This window comes from Streptomyces sp. 11-1-2, from assembly GCF_003595545.1.
Lineage (GTDB): Bacteria > Actinomycetota > Actinomycetes > Streptomycetales > Streptomycetaceae > Streptomyces > Streptomyces hygroscopicus_B.
In genome coordinates, this window is record NZ_CP022545.1 from 4,952,749 (window position 1) to 4,969,044 (window position 16,296).

The window sequence follows — 16,296 nt, forward strand, 5'->3', positions numbered from 1 at the left end:
ACATAGCCGTCGCCCCCGCCGGACGGTCTCCGGCGGGGGCGACGTCGGGTCGGTTTCAGCGGCGGGGGCGGTGGCCGCGTTCCTGCCGCGGGGGCTTCTGGTCGGCGCCCGGCAGGGTCGGCTTGGGGAGGTTCTCGACGTCCTTCTTGGCCTGCTCCAACTGCTCGGCCGTGTCGTCCGGCAGCTTCGGCGGCTTCGGCGCGGCGTGCGAGAAGCCGAAGGCCGAGGTGAGGTCGCCGAAGGTACGGCGGCGCCACTGGCTGATGTTCGGCTCCTCGACCCCGGTCAGCCGCTCCAGGAACTGCAGTACCGAGGTGTGGTCGAACGCCTGGCCCGCGGCCCAGCCGCCCACCGTCCAGGGCGAGACGATCAGGCAGGGCACCCGGAAGCCGCCGCCGATGGGCAGGCCGCCCACGAACTCGTCCACGGTCCCCTGCTTGGGGGTGGGCGGCGGGACGTGGTCGAACAGACCGTCGTTCTCGTCGTAGTTGAGGACGAAGACGGTCTTGCGCCAGACCTCCGGGTTCGACGCGATGGCCTCGATCTTCGAGGCCACGTAGTCGGCGCCGGCGGCGGGCAGATAGTCCGGGTGCTCGGACTGGGTGCTGGTGGGGATGATCCAGGAGACGGTCGGCAGCCGGTCGTTGCGGGCGTCTTCCTCGAACGTCCCGGCGGGGCTGACCACCATGCCGCGGTCGTGCAGCGGATCGCCGGGCTTGGCATCCCGGAACTGCTGGAACTGCTCCAGCAGATTGCAGCCGTAGTCGTCCTCCTCCTGGTACACCTTCCAGCTCACACCCGCCTGCTGGAGGCGCTCGGCGTACGTCGTCCAGCGGTACGGCCGCGGGGCGGTGTTGTCCAGGATCGGGCCGCCCTTGCCGCCCGTCGGGTCGATGGTGCCCGTCATCCAGTACAGCCGGTTGGGCCAGGTGGGGCCGAAGACCGAGCAGAAGTAGTTGTCGCAGATCGTGAACGCCTCGGCGAGCGCGAACTGGAACGGGATGTCCGCACGGGTGTGGTAGCCCATGACGTACGGGCCGTTCTTGCCGTCGGCCTTACGGTGCGCGGGCAGCCACTTGTCCATGGCGCCGTTGTTCCACGCCTCGTGCTGCACCGACCAGGCGTGACTGGTGGAGGGGATCGCCTGGGCGCTGGTGGAGTGGGTGTCCAGGTGGAACGGGAGCAGATAGCCGTCCGGGTTCTCCTCGTCCGGCTGGTAGAAGACGGACTTGCCGGTGGAGAGGGTCAGGGCGTCCGGGTCCGCGAAACCGCGCACTCCCTTGAGGGTGCCGAAGTAGTGGTCGAACGAGCGGTTCTCCTGCATCAGCAGGACGACGTGCTCGATGTCGTGGAGGGAGCCGCCCTTGGCCGGGCCGGCGGCTATCGCCCGCTGCACACTCGGCGGCAACAGCGACGCCGCCGCGCCCACACCGAGCGAGCCGGCGGCGGCACCGAGAAGTCTACGGCGGGTGAAGTCGGGCATAACGCCTCTTTCTCGTTGAGCGCGTGAGAGATCGTCAGACCGCTTCGACTCTCTCGCCCGCAAGGCAACGAGGAAGAGGAGAATTGCGTGAACGATGCATCAAGGCATCGCAAAGGCACCAAGAGCCGCTAAAGCGGCTCTTGGTGCGTCAGGTTGGTCAGTGCGCCGGGCGGCGGTGCGTCAGGCGGTGGCCGCGCCGTCCAGTTGGTCGATGGTCGCGAGGGACGGGCCGCGGGTGCCCTGCGCGGCGCGCGCCACGTCCTCGGCACCGCGCAGCGTACGGACCGCGTTCTGCCAGGTCAGCTTGGCGAGGTCGGCCGGTGACCAGCGGCGGTCGAGGAGCTCGGCGATCAGGTTCGGATAGCCCGCGACATCGGTGAGGCCCTCGGGGGTGAAGGCGGTGCCGTCGAAGTCGCCGCCGATGCCGATGTGGTCGATGCCCGCCACCTCGCGCATATGGTCGAGGTGGTCGGCGACGGTCGACACGGTCGCCAGGGGGCGCGGGTTGGCCTCCTCGAAGGCGCGCTGGACCTTCATCCCGGCGGGCGTCATCTCCAGCGGATGCATCCCGTGGGCGTGCATGTTCTCGTCCGCCGCCTTGGTCCAGGCGACCGCCTCGGGCAGGACGAACTTGGGGACGAAGGTGGCCATCGCCACGCCCCCGTTGGCGGGCAGCAGCCCCAGCACATCGTCCGGGATGTTGCGCGGATGGTCGCAGACGGCGCGTGCGGAGGAGTGCGAGAAGACCACGGGCGCCTCGGTCACCCGGAGCGCGTCCCGCATGGTGTCGGCCGAGACATGGGAGAGGTCGACGAGCATGCCCAGGCGGTTCATCTCGCGCACCACCTCCTCGCCGAAGCGGGTGAGGCCGTGCGCCTTCGGCTCGTCGGTCGCCGAGTCGGCCCAGGGGACGTTGTCGTTGTGGGTGAGCGTCATGTACCGCACGCCCAGGTCGTACAGGGTGCGCAGGGTGGCCAGGGAGCAGTTGATGCTGTGGCCGCCCTCGGCGCCCATGAGGGAGGCGATCCGGCCCTCGGCCCGCGCCGCCTCCATGTCGTCGGCGGTGAGGGCGGGGCGCAGGTCGGTCGCGTAGCGGTCGGTGAAACGGCGGACGACGTCGATCTGTTCGAGGGTGGCGCTGACGGCGGTGTCGCCGCTGAAGTCCGAGCGCACGTACACCGACCAGAATTGGGCGCCCACGCCGCCCGCGCGGAGGCGGGGGATGTCGGTATGGGTGTACGGGGTGAGGTCGGCGGCCATGTCGCGCTGGTCGAGGTCGTAGCGGACCTGCTCGCGCAGGGCCCAGGGGAAGTCGTTGTGGCCGTCTACGACGGGGTGGGCGGCCAGCAGGTCGTGGGCTTGCGCAAGGTGATCGGTCATCCTGGCATTTTCGTCCGTGGCTCGGCCGAAGTCACGTGTTGGGGCGCGTGTGCGGTGGGGGCGCCCGAGGCGGGCCATGCCCCACCCCGCCCCTTCCCGAAACTGGGGGCTCCGCCCCCGGGCCCCCGCCGGGGCTCCGCCCCCGAGCCCCGCTCCTCAAACGCCGGAGGGGCTGGATATGGCGATCCTGGTCCGGACCCCGCTCCTCAATCGCCGGAGAGGCTGGAAAACGCGGCCCGGACCGGGAGTCACCGGCCCGGACCGGGATGCGCCTCCCGGGGCACGGGATTCAGCGGCCGAAGCCGAAAGCGTCCGCCCCGTCCACCTTGGCCCGCAGCCGCTTCCCCTTTTCCGTGGCCTGGGCGTTGAGTTCGTCCTGGAACTCGCACATGCGCGCCTGGAGTCCGGGGTCGTGTGCGGCCAGGATTCGGGCGGCGAGCAGGCCCGCGTTGCGGGCGCCGCCGACGGAGACGGTGGCCACCGGGACGCCCGCGGGCATCTGGACGATCGACAGCAGGGAGTCCATGCCGTCGAGGTACTTCAGCGGTACGGGCACCCCGATGACCGGCAGCGGGGTGACGGACGCGAGCATGCCCGGGAGGTGGGCGGCGCCGCCCGCGCCCGCGATGATGGCCTTGAGGCCGCGGGACGCCGCGTTCTCCCCGTAGGCGACCATCTCGCGCGGCATGCGGTGGGCCGAGACGACGTCCACCTCATACGGGATCTCGAACTCGTCGAGGGCCTTGGCCGCTTCTTCCATGACGGGCCAGTCGGAGTCGGAGCCCATGACGATGCCGATCACAGGAGCGCTCATTCGGTGATGGTCCCTCGGAGGTAGTCGGCAGCGTGCCGGCCGCGCTCGCGCACATCGGCCAGGTCGTCGCCATAGGTGTTGACGTGGCCGACCTTGCGCCCGGGCTTCACGTCCTTGCCATACATATGGATCTTGAGCGCCGGGTCGCGCGCCATGCAGTGCAGATACGCCCCGTACATATCGGGGTAGTCGCCGCCGAGCACATTGGTCATCACGGTCCACGGCGCGCGCGGCCGCGGATCGCCGAGCGGGAGGTCCAGCACGGCCCGCACATGGTTGGCGAACTGGGAGGTGACGGCGCCGTCCTGGGTCCAGTGACCGGAGTTGTGCGGGCGCATCGCCAGCTCGTTGACCAGCAGCCGGCCGTCGCGGGTCTCGAACAGCTCGACCGCGAGATGGCCGACCACCCCGAGCTCCGCCGCGATCTTCAGCGCCATCTCCTGCGCCGTGCCGGACAGCTCCTCGGAGAGGCCGGGGGCCGGGGCGATCACGGTGTCGCAGACCCCGTCCACCTGGATCGACTCCACGACGGGGTAGGCCACGGCCTGGCCGTGCGGGGACCGTACGACATTGGCGGCGAGCTCACGGGCGAAGTCGACCATCTCCTCGGCGAGGACAGGGACCCCCGCGCGGAACGGCTCGGCCGCCTCCTCCACGCCGCGGACGACCCAGACGCCCTTGCCGTCGTAGCCGCCGCGCACCGTCTTGAGGACGACCGGAAATCCGTCGCCCTCCCCCGCTTCCGCCGCGAACCGCGCGACGTCCTCGGGGTCGGCCACGATGCGGTGGCGGGGGCACGGCACACCGGCCTCGCTCAGCCGCTCGCGCATCACCCCCTTGTCCTGGGCGTGCAGCAGCGCCTCGACTCCGGGGCGGATAACCACGCCATCCGCTTCCAGAGCGCGCAGATGCTCCGCCGGGACATGCTCGTGGTCGAACGTGACCACATCACAGCCTTGTGCGAAAGCCCGAAGAACGTCCAGGTCGCGGTAGTCGCCGATGACGACATCGCTGACCACCTGGGCCGCCGAGTCCTGGGGGGTGTCACTGAGCAGCTTGAACCTGATGCCGAGGGGGATGCCCGCCTCATGGGTCATACGGGCGAGCTGGCCGCCACCGACCATGCCGACTACCGGGAATGTCACCCTCCCAGGGTAACTTCCTCCGCCGACCGGCCCTGACCTGCGTTGGAGGAACCTCCAGAGATACGCACCGGACACTTGACCGCGGCCTGAAGGGCACGAGGCACGGCCGCTGGTTAGCATGGGGGGATGGACGACACCGACGGGACGGGGCTGAACGATCACCATGAGTGAACGGAGCACACTCGGCGGGCTGCGCGCCCAGATGGGGCAACTGGCCCGCGAGATCGCGAAGTTCGGGGTGGTCGGCGGTGCCGGCGTCTTCGTCAATCTCGCGGTGTTCAACCTGGTCCGCAGCGTCACCGAACTGCCGGTGGTGCGGGCCAGCATCGTGGCCACGGTGGTCGCCACCGGCTTCAACTACGTGGGCTACCGCTACTTCACCTACCGGGACCGCGACAAGCAGGGCCGCACCAAGGAGCTCAGCCTCTTTCTGCTGTTCAGCGCCATCGGCCTGATCATCGAGAACGGTGTGCTCTACGCCGCCACCTACGGCTTCGGGTGGGACAGCTCGCTGCAGAGCAATGTGTTCAAGTTCCTCGGCATCGGCCTGGGCACCCTCTTCCGCTTCTGGTCCTACCGGACCTGGGTGTTCCGGACACTGCCCGCGCGGGACGCCGTCGTGTGCGCGGAAGCCTTCCTGTCCGACGCGCCGCCCGCCCAGGCCACCCGTAAGCAGCCGGTCCGCAAGTAGCGCCCGAGGGGGCCTGGGGCGCCGCTCAGGAGCCCGAGGCGTCCTCGGCCTCCCGGCTGAGGAAGAGCGCGAACACCGGCGGATACTGCTGCAGCAGCTCCAGCCGCCCGCCGTCCGCCTCGGCCAGATCCCGTGCGACGGCCAGCCCGAGCCCGGTGGAGTTCCGTCCGCTGACCGTCCGCTCGAAGACCCGCGCTCCCAGGTCCGGCGAGACCCCCGGCCCCTCGTCGGAGACCTCCACCACGGCCTGGTTGCCGGTGACCCGGGTACGCAGCGCGACCGTGCCGTCACCGTGCATCAGCGAGTTCTCGATCAGCGTCGCCAGCACCTGGGCGACCGCGCCCGGGGTGCCCACGGCGCGCAGCCCCTTCTTGCCCGAGCGCACGATGGCGCGGCCCTCGCTGCGCGAGGCCGGGCGCCACTCCTCGATCTGCTGCTTGACGACCTCGTCCAGGTCGAAGGCGACCGCGGAGCCGCTGCGCGGATCGCGCGAATTGGTCAGCAGCCGCTGGACGACGTCGGTGAGCCGCTCCACCTGCCCCAGCGCGATCGTCGCCTCCTCCTTGACCGTCTCCGGGTCGTCGGTGAGCGTGATCTCCTCCAGCCGCATCGACAGCGCGGTCAGCGGCGTACGGAGCTGATGCGAGGCGTCGGCGGCCAGCCGCCGCTCCGCGGTGAGCATCCGGGCGATGCGCTCGGCGCTCCCGTCCAGCACATCGGCGACCCGGTCCAGCTCCGGCACCCCGTAGCGCCGGTGGCGCGGCCGGGGGTCCCCGGAGCCCAGCCGCTCGGCGGTCTCCGCGAGGTCGGTGAGCGGGGCGGAGAGCCGGTGCGCCTGGCGTACGGCGAGGGCGACGGCGGCGAGCACGGCGAGCAGCGCGACGGCGAGGATGATCAGCATGGTGCGGCCGACCTCGCGGCTCACCGTGGTCCGGGACGCCTCGACCCGTACGACCTCGCCCTGCTCACCCGGCTCCTCGGCGGAGATGACGCTGCCCGTGGGGCGCTTGCCGATCTCCACATTGCGGTGGTCGGGCATCCTGATCAGGGCATAGCGGCCGGGTTCGATCTGCTCGCGCAGCACTCTGGGGGTGACCCCCTCGCCCCCCAGCAGCCTGCTGTCGACGATGCTGACCAGGCGCACCGCGTCGGAGCTCACGCTCTCCTGGGCGCTGTTCTCGATGGTCCGCGTCTCGACGATGACCAGCGACAGACCGAAGACCGCGATGACGACGAGCACCACGGCCAGCGTGGAGTTGATCAAGCGACGGCGCATTGCCCTACCGTGTCAGCCCTGGTCAGTTTCTTCAGCTTTTCTCGAATCGGAAGCCGACGCCACGAACGGTGGCGATATAGCGGGGGTTGGCCGCATCGTCACCGAGCTTCTTGCGCAGCCAGGAGATGTGCATGTCGAGGGTCTTGGTGGAGGACCACCAGGTGGTGTCCCACACCTCGCGCATCAGCTGATCGCGGGTGACGACCCGCCCGGCGTCCCGCACCAGGACGCGCAGCAGATCGAACTCCTTGGCGGTCAGCTGCAGCTCCTCGTCGCCCATCCAGGCGCGGTGCGACTCGACGTCGATCCGCACCCCGTGGGTGGCCGGCTGCTGTTGCTGCGTCTCGACGGCACCGCGCCGCAGCAGCGCCCGGACCCGGGCGAGCAGTTCGGCGAGCCGGAAGGGCTTGGTGACGTAGTCGTCGGCGCCGGCGTCCAGGCCGACCACCGTGTCCACCTCGTCCGCGCGGGCCGTGAGCACCAGCACCGGAAAGCCGTGGCCCTCCGTACGGAGCCGACGGCAGACCTCGAGCCCGTCCATCCCGGGCAGGCCGAGGTCGAGGACGAGCAAGTCGACGCCTCCTTGCAAACCGGCGTCGAGCGCGGTGGGTCCGTCCTCGCGCACCTCGACCTCGTATCCCTCGCGGCGCAGGGCGCGGGCGAGCGGCTCCGAGATGGATGCGTCATCCTCGGCGAGCAGTACTCGGGTCATGGGGGTGATGGTAGTCCGCTGAGGTCGGGGCACGGGGCGCGTACGGCGCGACGGACGGAGCACGGAAGGTTGCACGCCTCCGCCGTGAGCTATCTCTCACCGTCTCCAAGAGTGTCAAGTACGTGTCGTATGGTGAAACAACGTCTGTAGCACTCCTCCGGGACCTTTGGTGACGACGACGCACCCAAAGGTCTCCGTCATGTCCGGAGCGAGGAAGGGGCCGGCACGACCGGCCCGGACCACGTCCGGCGCTCAGTCGCTCAGCCATCCCCCATGGGCGCTGGCCCTGTCGGCAGCGCTCTCTGAGCACGCAAGGAAACCACCATGGCCTCCAGCCTGACGAAGGGCGCCACCGCGCAGGGGACCCCTGCCGGCGGCAAGACCTTCTTCGGCCACCCCCGCGGCCTGGCCACTCTCTTCATGATCGAGATGTGGGAGCGGTTCAGCTTCTACGGCATGCGGGCCCTCCTCGTGGTCTATCTGATCTCCGGCGGCCCCGACGCCAAGGCCGGCGGGCAGGGCGGCGGGCTCGGGCTGACCGAGGGCAACGCGGTGGCCATCTACTCGGTCTACCTGGCCATGGTCTATCTGCTGGCCATGCCGGGCGGCTGGTTCGGCGACCGGGTGTGGGGCCCGCGCAAGACGGTGATCATCGCGTCCGGGATCGTCATGGCCGGGCATCTGGCGCTCTCCGTCCCCGGCCAGGCGACCTTCTTCGTCGGCCTCGCCCTGGTGGCGCTCGGCTCCGGTCTGATCAAGGCCAACATCTCGACGATGGTGGGCCAGCTCTACGACGGTCCGCAGGACCCGCGCCGGGACGGCGGCTTCACCCTCTTCTACATCGGCATCAACGTCGGTGCCTTCGCCGCTCCGTTGGTGATCGGCACCGTCGGCCAGTCGTACAACTGGCACCTGGGCTTCGCGCTCGCCGCGCTGGGCATGGCACTGGGTCTGGTCCAGTTCCTGATCGGCACCCGCCATCTGAGCCCGGAGAGCAACGTCGTCCCCACCCCGCTGGCGACCGAGGAGCGCCGCTCGTGGCTGCGCAAGGCGATGATCTGGCTGATCGTCGCCGCGGTCTTCTACACCGGCGTGGTGCTCAGCGGGAGCTGGACCCTCAACTGGGTACTGATCCCGATCACCATCCTGGGCCTGATCATCCCGACCGGCGTGCTCATCCGGATCAAGCGCGACCGGGACCTCTCGGCGGTCGAGCAGACCAAGGTGAGCGGCTACATCTGGTTCTTCGTGGCCGCCGCCGTGTTCTGGATGATCTACGACCAGGGCGGTTCGACGCTGTCCGCCTTCGCCGAGTCCAAGACCGCGGACACGATCTTCGGGCTGCACTTCCCGTCCTCGTGGTTCCAGTCGGTCAACCCGCTGATGATCATGGCACTGGCCCCGGTCTTCGCCTGGCTGTGGCTGTGGCTGGCGCGGCGTGACCGGGAGCCGAACACCACGCTGAAGTTCGCGATGGCCCTGGTCCTGATCGGCGCCTCGTTCTTCGTCTTCGTCGTGCCGATGGGGATGGCCCAGGACGGGACCAAGGTCAGCCCGCTGTGGCTGGTGTCGATCTACATGGTCCAGACGATGGGTGAGCTGTGCCTGTCGCCGGTCGGCCTGTCGGTGACCACCAAGATGGCGCCGGCGAAGTACGCCAGCCAGATGATGGGCGTGTGGTTCCTGGCCGTGACCGCGGGCGACTGCATCACGGGGCTGCTGTCCATCGCCGGGGTCGACCTGAGCGGCGTCGGGGTGATCACGCTGGAGGCGGCCATGGCGGCGCTCGCGGGCTTCGCGGTCTTCATGTACCGGAAGAAGGTCGTGGCCCTGATGGCCGACGTCCACTGACGTTCGCAGTGGTACGCCGTATTCCGTAGCGATACGAGGGGCCCGGCGCGGGAAACCGCGCCGGGCCCTTCGCCGTTCGGTGTGGCCACTCGGTTCAGCGGGTGGTGCCACGCAGCTTGCGCCACGGGGTGAGGGTGAAGATGGCGCCGCCGAGCAGAACGGTCGTACCGGCGATCAGGGCGAGCGCCTTCAGCCCGCCGTGGTCACTGGCACCGGTGTCGGCGAGCCCGCCGCTGGTGGCCGAACCGCCGCTGCCCGAGGTGCCGCTGCCGCCGGAGGTGCCACCCCCGGAGCCGCTGCCCCCGGTCGTGCCACCGCCGGTCGTGTCACCGCCGGTGGTGCCGCCGGGCTGGCCGGTGGTGTCCAGTTCGAGCGAGGCGCCGGGGTCCTTGGACGGGGTGCAGGTGGTGGTCGTACCGAGCGCCTTGACCGTCAGCACGCCAGGAGTGAGCGTCGACTTGCCGCTCGCGCCCGGCTTGTAGGTGCCGGTGAGGTCGGGGATCTCGATCGGATCACCGGACTTGATGGGCCCCTTGTTGGTCGGCCCCGCCACGGCGACGGTGCCCTTGTCGGCACCGCCGACCTTGACGGCCATCGACGGCTTGACCGAATCGGCGGGGATATCGGCCGGGCTGTCCATCACGGACTTGCCGAACTTCACGGTCAGCGCGAAGCTCCCGCCGCTCTTGGTGGCGTTGATCTGGACCGGGGAGGTCGCGTTCTTGTCGCCGATGGGGGTCTTGCAGGCGTAGGCGACCTCAACCTCCTTACCGGTGTACGAATCGTCTCCGCCGCCCCCGCCACCGGTGTTCCCGCTGGTGGTGCCACTGGTCGTGCCGCTCGTGGTGCCACTGGTGGTACCGCTGGTCGTCCCGCTCGTCGTACCACTGGTGGTACCGCTGGTCGTCCCGCTCGTGGTGCCGCTTGTCGTGCCGCCCGAACCGCTGCCGCCGTCCGTCACCTTGATGGTCGCGGCGGCCTTGACGTCCTCCTTCGCCGAGCACTTGGTGTCCGTGGACAGCGGCTTGCTGACATTGATGTTGTAGCCGCCGGGCGTCAGCGTCACCTCCCCCGCCTTCGTGAGCTTCAGCTTCCCCTTCATGTCGGAGAGCTTCATCTCACCGCCCTTGGGGATCGCCGGGTTCTCCCGCGGCCCCTCCAGGGACAGGTCACCGGTCTGTGCGCCGCCCACCGTGATGGTGCCGGTCGGCAGGATGGTGTTGGCCTCCAGGTCGAGGATCGGCGGGTTCTTGGAAGCGGCCTGCACCGTCTTCCACACCACCTCGACCTCCTCCCCGACCTTGGCCGTCGCCGGTGCCGTCACGGCCACGGTCGTGGTGCCCTCCACCGGCGGCAGACCGGAGATCGGAGGCGGTAGACACTCGGTCTTGTACGAGACCTCGGCGCCCGCCGCGCTGCCCGCGCCGAGCAGCACGCCCGCACCGCCGAGCAGCAGCGCGACGGCGGCCGCACTCACTCTTCGTCGCATCTCAGGTGGTTCCTTTCGGAGTCGATCGGATCTCCTCGGACGGTGCGGAAATCTGGTGGTGCGGCGGTGCCTCCGGCGCCGTGTCGGGGGTGAACCAGGGCAGCGCCGGATGCGCGCCGTTCGCCGCGGCCGGTCCGGACGCGCTTGATCCGGACGACGGGGGCGTGGACGGGCGCGGCGGTGGCGCGGCCCGGGACGTACGGGGCCGTACCTTGTCCACGACGGCCATGCCGATCCGGAAGACCGTCGCCGCGACCACCACGCACAGCAGGATCCAGAAGAGCGTGACGCCCCAGGGCCGCCCCACCGTCCACGGCTGTTCGACGAGCAGCTTGGCTCCGTAGCGCAGCGAGACCAGATAGTCGCCATGGGCCCCGGCCGACAGTTCGACGTCCAGCTTGACCTGCGTCTTCTTCCCCGGCTGGAGCGTCCCGCGCCATCGCTGCTCCTCCCAGGAGGGGGCGAAGACGCCATGCGAGGTGCCCACTTCGAAGACCGGATCGCGGGCGGGGGTCGAGCCGAGATTGCCGACGGTGACGACGAGCCGTCGACTCGGCGGCGCGCCGAACCAGGTCAGCAGCCCGCTGGACCCGTCGAGCCGGGCCGAGAGCACGCTCAGCCGCTCGCCTCCGCTCCGCTCCTTCGGCAGCGGCGCGACCGGATGCCCGGCGACCTTGAACGCCACGTCCGCGGCGGCGGCCTCACCGGTCGCGGTCGCTATATGGATGACACAGGGACAGGGTTTGGGCGGCTCGGCGACCGGCAGTTTCTTGGTGAAGGTGCCGTCCGCGCCGACGGTGACCGCCCTGCCGTCGCCGTTGGCACAGGAGTTGGTGCCGCCGATCATGTTCTGCCCGCAGATGAGCAGCGTGAGCAGGGCGCGCGGCCGCCATCGGGCGCCGGTCACGGTGACCGTGCCGCCCGTGCCCGCCTCGGCCTGGGCGACCTTCGCGGTCGGGCCCTCGGCCGCCTTGGCGCCGCCCGTAAGGGGCGCGCCGAGGGTGAGGAGGACCAGGGCGAGCACGGTGACCACGGCGGAGGGCCGGGCCGGGGTGCCTGCGAATCGGCATGCGTTCACGTGGTCGCTCCTGCCCCTGTGCTCTGCGGTTGTGGCTGAGGTCGCGGGGTGCGGGGTCGGCGCCGTCGTCTCCGCAGCAGCCAGACGCCTCCGCCGGTGCCCGCGCCCACCAGAGCCGCCGCCGCGAGGGCGAGCAGCCACCAGGGGACGGCCGTGTATCCGGCGCTCGCCGTGGCGTGCGCGCCCCCGTCCGCGGTGACCGTGAGCCGCACGTCCACCGAGTCGAGGGCGGGCGGGTGCGGCCAGCTCTCGGTGAGCCGCACCCGTTTGCCCGGCGGCAGCTCGACCGGCAGGGTGCGGGGGTCCCGGCGCAGCACCTGGCCGAAGAGCCCGTCGGCGCGTACGGCCAGCCGCGGGGTGAGCACGGTGTTGCCGCGGTTGACGAGGGCGTAGCGGATGGCCGCCCGGTCGCCGCGGCCCTGGATCGTCACGTCCTCCACGGCGAGGGCGGACAGCGTCGCGCCGCTGATCCGCAGCCGCAGCCGGACCGCGATCTCGCGGTCGCCGGAGGAGACCATGACCGCGCCGGGGCGTTCGCCGGGCACCGCGTCGGAGGGGACGGTGACGGTGAAGGGGATGTCGGCGCGGGTACGGGGCGGCACCGTTACCCGCTGTTCGGCGAGCGCGATACGGGCGCCGTCGGCGCCGCGCAGCCGGACGGTGCGGGGGCGCTCGCCCTTGTTGGTGACCGACAGCTTGTCCTCCAGGACGGCGCCGGGCCCGCCTTCGAGGTAGATGTACGGCCGGTCGCCCGCGCCCGGTGCGCTGCCGCCCCCGGCGGCGGGAGCAGCCGACCAGTCGGGTCCGGCGGCGGCAGCCGGGGAGGCCCCGGACACCGGGCTCGCCGGGGTCACCAGGGAGGCGGCCAGCAGGGCCGGGGCACAGACGCGGACGGCTGGGCGGATGACGGTGTGCACGGCTGCACGGCCGACCGCTCGGCTCACTGCGCGGATACGCGACGGCATCGGCGGCTCCTCGGCTGCCGCGAGCGTCAGGGGGTCCGCTGGCGGCGGGTCAGCCAGAGCGCCCCGGCCACTCCGGCGAGCAGCACCGTGCCGCCGAGGGTGCCGAGCGCGACGGCGGAGTCCGCTGGTCCGGTCTGAGGCAGTTGGTCGTTGCCGGAGCCGCCCTGCGCACCGCCGGATCCGCCCGTGCCGCCCGTGCCGCCCGTACTCGTACCGCCCGTACTGCCCGTACCGCCGGTGGAGCCGGAGTCCCCGCCGCCGCCCGCGCCCTTGACGTCCAGCGTCAGCGAGGGCTTGGGGTTGTTGCCCGGGGTGCAGGTGGTGGTCGTTCCCAGCGCCTTGATGGTGAGGGTGGAGGCGGTGAAGGTGACCTTTCCGCTCTTCTTGGGGGTGTAGGCGCCCGACAGATCACTGATCTTGATCGGCGTGTTGGCCGGGATGGCCTTGTCGTTGGCGGGCCCCGACACCGACAGCGTGCCGCTCTCCGCCCCGCCCAGTTTGATGAGCGCGCTGGGGTGCATGGCGCCCTTGCCGAGCTCGACGGGGCTGGAGGAGACGCCCTTCTCGAAGGACATCGTGAGCTTGTAGGAGCCGCCACTCGCGACGCTCTTGATGTCGATGGGCGATACGGCGCTCTTGTCGCCGATCGGCGTCTTGCACTGGTAGTCGACGTCCACGGTGTCGGCGTGCGCGGCCGGGGCGGTGAGGAGCACCACGGAGCCGGCCAGGGCCGCCGCGAGCGTGAGGGCGCCGCCACGGCCGGCCGGGCGCCGTTGGTTGTGGGACACCACGAGATCCCCTCTCGTCAAGCGCCGCAGCCGAATGTAACTGACGGCACATCAGATTGGGCGCTGACGGTACGCCGGGGACCTTGTCAAGGGAAGACAAAAAGCACGCCGGATCGGCGCGAAGCGGAGAAGAGGGGTGAAGTGGCCGCCGTGGCGGCGGGGATCAGACGGGCTCGGGGCCGGAAAAGCCGGAGGAGACCCCGGCCGTGGATGGCACGGCCGGGTCGACCACGGCCGGACCGGCGCGGCGGATCAGCCGGGCCTGCGGGTGGACGGTGGCATCGCGGTGGGGCCTGGGCCGCGCTCTTCAGCCCGGCGCGGCGAGTTCGGCCCAGACCGTCTTGCCGGATCCCTCCACGTTCCGCACGACCCCCCAGTCGAGGCACAGCCGCTGGACGATGAACATGCCGTGGCCGCCGGGCCGGCCGGCGCGGTGCGGGGTGCGCGGCGCGGGCGTGCCGGTGCCGAGGTCCACGACCTCGAGGCGGAGCACCTTGGCGTTGCAGCTCACGCGCAGCTCCTCGGGACCCTCGGCGTGCAGACAGGCGTTGGTGACCAGTTCGGAGACGACGAGCAGGACGTCCTCGGCGGCGGCCCGGTGGTCGGCGGTCGCGGCCGGAAGCCACCCCCAGTCGCGCAGCGCCTCGCGCGTGAAGTCGCGCGCGCGCGGAACGGCCCCGCTGGCCCCGATCAGATGGAGCCTGCGGGTCTGGCGGATGGGGCCGGCGGTCGGGGGTGGCGGGGGTGCCGGTGGGGAGGCCGAAGCCGCGGGGCCGTCCGGGTCCGGGCCGCGGTCGCCCGGCGGGTACGGCCGGGTGGTGCTCATCAGCGCTTCACCTCACCGATTCACCGATTCAGGGTCAAGGGATACCTGATCTCTTCAACAGTTTCAGCCTGTCTCCTGCCCGGCCAAAGCGTGAGAACACCCACTACTTCCGCCCCACCGATGTGACGCGGGCAACGCATCGATGACCTACCGATGACACGCCGGAAACAGAAGTGATCTACGTCACTCGACAAGGGCCGCGTCAAGCGACTCATGCACCGTAAAGACGGCGTCCGCGCCCGTGATCTCGAACACTCGGGCAACGATCGGCAGCATCCCGGCCAGATGGACGCCGCCGCCTTCGGCCTCGGCCTTGAGCCGTGCGCCGAGGAGGACATTGAGCCCGGTGGAGTCGCAGAACTCCAGCTTCGAGCAGTCCACCACCAGCCGGACACGTCCCCCCTCTACGCACTTCTCGAGCGGCTCGCGCAGCACTTCGGCGGTGTGGTGATCCAGCTCACCCGCCGGTGTCACGATCGCGCTCACCCCGTGGTGCCGAACCTCGACCTGGAGCCGGCCTTTGCTGGCGCTGCCGACCATCCCGCGGTCCATCTGCGCACCTCTTCTGGCGTCTCGTTGCTTTCGATTGCGCGCATCGAACCCTACGCCTTCTACCCGGTCCTCTGGTAGCTGAACATTTCGCATAGTTCGGCAAATTCGGCAAATATGGACAACGTGGACTTGCCACTTGGTGGCCAATGCAGGTAGGCGTAGAGGGTCACATCCGCTTACGGCCCGGCTTTGGAGGCGCCGCTCACCGGAGCAGCACGTTATGGCACCGGCAGCCATATGCCGAGAACGATGGAGGAGACTATGTCACCCCGCCTCGACGACACGCGTACCGAACCCTCGGGGAGTACTCGGACCACCGTTTCGTCGGCCCCCCTGCCCGAGCAGTTCACCCCCGACGCGGACGCCCAGGCGACCGTTGGCCACCTCTTCGACGAACTGCCGGAATTGTCCGATCTACCGGAAATACCTCCTTATGACACGGTAGCACCGGTGGACGCGAGGGCTCTGTCGAAGACCCTTTTCGAGCGTCTCGAGGTGCTGGAGGAAGGCACCCACGAATACGCCTATGTGCGTAACACCCTGGTCGAGCTCAACTTGGCGCTGGTCAAGTTCGCCGCCTCCCGGTTCCGCTCCCGCAGCGAACCGATGGAGGACATCGTCCAGGTCGGCACCATCGGCCTGATCAAGGCCATCGACCGCTTCGAGACCGGCCGGGGCGTCGAGTTCCCGACCTTCGCGATGCCGACGATCGTCGGCGAGATCAAGCGCTTCTTCCGCGACACGAGCTGGTCGGTGCGCGTACCGCGGCGGCTGCAGGAGCTCCGTCTCGACCTGGCCAAGGCCGGCGACGAACTCGCCCAGCGGCTGGACCGCGCCCCCACCGTCAGCGAGCTGGCCCAGCGGCTGGACATCAGCCAGGCCGAGGTCGTCGAGGGCATGGCCGCGAGCAACGCGTACACCGCGAGCTCGCTGGACGCCCAGCCGGAGGAGGACGACTCCGAGGGAGCGCTGGCGGACCGGATCGGCTACGAGGACCACGGACTCGAAGGCATCGAGTACGTCGAGTCCCTGAAGCCGCTGATCGCCGATCTGTCCGCGCGCGACCGGAAGATCCTCTCCCTGCGCTTCGTGGCGAATATGACGCAGTCGGAGATCGGTGAGGAGCTGGGCATCTCCCAGATGCATGTCTCGCGGCTGCTGTCGCGCACCCTCCGTCGGCTCCGTAAGGGTCTGATGATCGAGGAGTGACGCCTCCGCAGACGAGTAAGGGCCCGCCCCCGGCCGA

The 16,296-nt window shown here is 70.3% G+C and carries 15 protein-coding genes; 3 read left to right on the forward strand and 12 right to left on the reverse strand.

What is annotated here, in order from left to right; genetic code table 11:
• Positions 1 to 55 precede the first annotated feature (55 nt).
• From CGL27_RS20620 to CGL27_RS20635, 4 genes are all read right to left on the reverse strand, one after another.
• Positions 56 to 1,483 carry an alkaline phosphatase family protein gene (locus CGL27_RS20620; protein WP_078641846.1) on the reverse strand — a complete coding sequence of 476 codons (1,428 nt, stop codon included), beginning with the start codon at positions 1,481 to 1,483 and terminating at the stop codon, positions 56 to 58.
• Positions 1,484 to 1,663: 180 nt separating this feature from the next.
• Positions 1,664 to 2,863, reverse strand: coding sequence for a dipeptidase (locus CGL27_RS20625; RefSeq protein WP_078641847.1), 1,200 nt, complete (start codon positions 2,861 to 2,863; stop codon positions 1,664 to 1,666).
• 289 nt (positions 2,864 to 3,152) lie between these two features.
• Complete coding sequence (purE, locus tag CGL27_RS20630) at positions 3,153 to 3,677, reverse strand: 5-(carboxyamino)imidazole ribonucleotide mutase (RefSeq protein WP_078641848.1); 525 nt, start codon at positions 3,675 to 3,677, stop codon at positions 3,153 to 3,155.
• Complete coding sequence (locus CGL27_RS20635; protein ID WP_093462349.1) at positions 3,674 to 4,822, reverse strand: 5-(carboxyamino)imidazole ribonucleotide synthase; 1,149 nt, start codon at positions 4,820 to 4,822, stop codon at positions 3,674 to 3,676. Before CGL27_RS20635 ends, purE begins: the two co-directional genes overlap by 4 nt.
• Positions 4,823 to 4,985: 163 nt before the next feature.
• Here CGL27_RS20635 and CGL27_RS20640 point away from each other — a divergent pair, with 163 nt between their 5' ends.
• Positions 4,986 to 5,513, forward strand: a complete 528-nt coding sequence (locus CGL27_RS20640; protein WP_119989178.1) for a GtrA family protein — start codon at positions 4,986 to 4,988, stop codon at positions 5,511 to 5,513.
• 25 nt (positions 5,514 to 5,538) lie between these two features.
• Here the strand turns inward: CGL27_RS20640 and CGL27_RS20645 are convergent, their stop codons facing one another.
• Together CGL27_RS20645 and CGL27_RS20650 are read right to left on the reverse strand one after the other, a co-directional pair.
• Positions 5,539 to 6,789, reverse strand: coding sequence for an ATP-binding protein (locus CGL27_RS20645; RefSeq protein ID WP_078641850.1), 1,251 nt, complete (start codon positions 6,787 to 6,789; stop codon positions 5,539 to 5,541).
• A 31-nt stretch (positions 6,790 to 6,820) separates the two neighbouring features.
• Positions 6,821 to 7,501: a response regulator transcription factor gene (locus CGL27_RS20650; RefSeq protein ID WP_014061218.1), complete on the reverse strand. Its 681-nt coding sequence runs from the start codon at positions 7,499 to 7,501 to the stop codon at positions 6,821 to 6,823.
• A 324-nt stretch (positions 7,502 to 7,825) separates the two neighbouring features.
• Here CGL27_RS20650 and CGL27_RS20655 point away from each other — a divergent pair, with 324 nt between their 5' ends.
• Positions 7,826 to 9,352: an oligopeptide:H+ symporter gene (locus CGL27_RS20655; RefSeq protein ID WP_119989180.1), complete on the forward strand. Its 1,527-nt coding sequence runs from the start codon at positions 7,826 to 7,828 to the stop codon at positions 9,350 to 9,352.
• 94 nt (positions 9,353 to 9,446) lie between these two features.
• Here the strand turns inward: CGL27_RS20655 and CGL27_RS20660 are convergent, their stop codons facing one another.
• The 6 genes from CGL27_RS20660 to CGL27_RS20685 all read right to left on the reverse strand — a co-directional run bounded on the left by CGL27_RS20660 (position 9,447) and on the right by CGL27_RS20685 (position 15,050).
• A complete protein-coding gene (locus CGL27_RS20660; protein WP_119989182.1) occupies positions 9,447 to 10,841 on the reverse strand; it encodes a hypothetical protein in 1,395 nt (464 codons plus the stop codon).
• Between the two features lies 1 nt (position 10,842).
• A complete protein-coding gene (locus tag CGL27_RS20665; RefSeq protein WP_119989184.1) occupies positions 10,843 to 11,919 on the reverse strand; it encodes a hypothetical protein in 1,077 nt (358 codons plus the stop codon).
• Entirely contained in the window at positions 11,916 to 12,884 is a 969-nt protein-coding gene (locus CGL27_RS20670; protein ID WP_240450578.1) for a hypothetical protein, read from the reverse strand. The genes CGL27_RS20665 and CGL27_RS20670 overlap by 4 nt, the downstream gene beginning before the upstream one ends.
• Positions 12,885 to 12,910: 26 nt before the next feature.
• Positions 12,911 to 13,675 (reverse strand): LPXTG cell wall anchor domain-containing protein, encoded by a 765-nt coding sequence (locus CGL27_RS20675; RefSeq protein ID WP_119989186.1) that lies wholly within the window; start codon positions 13,673 to 13,675, stop codon positions 12,911 to 12,913.
• A gap of 304 nt (positions 13,676 to 13,979) precedes the next feature.
• Positions 13,980 to 14,498 carry an ATP-binding protein gene (locus CGL27_RS20680; RefSeq protein WP_078641856.1) on the reverse strand — a complete coding sequence of 173 codons (519 nt, stop codon included), beginning with the start codon at positions 14,496 to 14,498 and terminating at the stop codon, positions 13,980 to 13,982.
• Positions 14,499 to 14,681: 183 nt separating this feature from the next.
• Positions 14,682 to 15,050: an STAS domain-containing protein gene (locus tag CGL27_RS20685; RefSeq protein ID WP_119989188.1), complete on the reverse strand. Its 369-nt coding sequence runs from the start codon at positions 15,048 to 15,050 to the stop codon at positions 14,682 to 14,684.
• A 261-nt stretch (positions 15,051 to 15,311) separates the two neighbouring features.
• Here CGL27_RS20685 and CGL27_RS20690 point away from each other — a divergent pair, with 261 nt between their 5' ends.
• Positions 15,312 to 16,259, forward strand: coding sequence for an RNA polymerase sigma factor SigF (locus CGL27_RS20690; protein WP_119989190.1), 948 nt, complete (start codon positions 15,312 to 15,314; stop codon positions 16,257 to 16,259).
• Positions 16,260 to 16,296 lie beyond the last annotated feature (37 nt).

Excerpts from the sequence above, each read along its gene's own strand:
- CGL27_RS20620 (WP_078641846.1), bottom strand. The coding sequence starts at position 1,483 with ATGCCCGACTTCACCCGCCGTAGACTTCTCGGTGCCGCCGCCGGCTCG.
- CGL27_RS20625 (WP_078641847.1), bottom strand. The coding sequence starts at position 2,863 with ATGACCGATCACCTTGCGCAAGCCCACGACCTGCTGGCCGCCCACCCC.
- purE (WP_078641848.1), bottom strand. The coding sequence starts at position 3,677 with ATGAGCGCTCCTGTGATCGGCATCGTCATGGGCTCCGACTCCGACTGG.
- CGL27_RS20640 (WP_119989178.1), top strand. The coding sequence starts at position 4,986 with ATGAGTGAACGGAGCACACTCGGCGGGCTGCGCGCCCAGATGGGGCAA.
- CGL27_RS20645 (WP_078641850.1), bottom strand. The coding sequence starts at position 6,789 with ATGCGCCGTCGCTTGATCAACTCCACGCTGGCCGTGGTGCTCGTCGTC.
- CGL27_RS20650 (WP_014061218.1), bottom strand. The coding sequence starts at position 7,501 with ATGACCCGAGTACTGCTCGCCGAGGATGACGCATCCATCTCGGAGCCG.
- CGL27_RS20655 (WP_119989180.1), top strand. The coding sequence starts at position 7,826 with ATGGCCTCCAGCCTGACGAAGGGCGCCACCGCGCAGGGGACCCCTGCC.
- CGL27_RS20660 (WP_119989182.1), bottom strand. The coding sequence starts at position 10,841 with ATGCGACGAAGAGTGAGTGCGGCCGCCGTCGCGCTGCTGCTCGGCGGT.
- CGL27_RS20670 (WP_240450578.1), bottom strand. The coding sequence starts at position 12,884 with ATGCCGTCGCGTATCCGCGCAGTGAGCCGAGCGGTCGGCCGTGCAGCC.
- CGL27_RS20680 (WP_078641856.1), bottom strand. The coding sequence starts at position 14,498 with ATGAGCACCACCCGGCCGTACCCGCCGGGCGACCGCGGCCCGGACCCG.
- CGL27_RS20685 (WP_119989188.1), bottom strand. The coding sequence starts at position 15,050 with ATGGACCGCGGGATGGTCGGCAGCGCCAGCAAAGGCCGGCTCCAGGTC.
- CGL27_RS20690 (WP_119989190.1), top strand. The coding sequence starts at position 15,312 with ATGTCACCCCGCCTCGACGACACGCGTACCGAACCCTCGGGGAGTACT.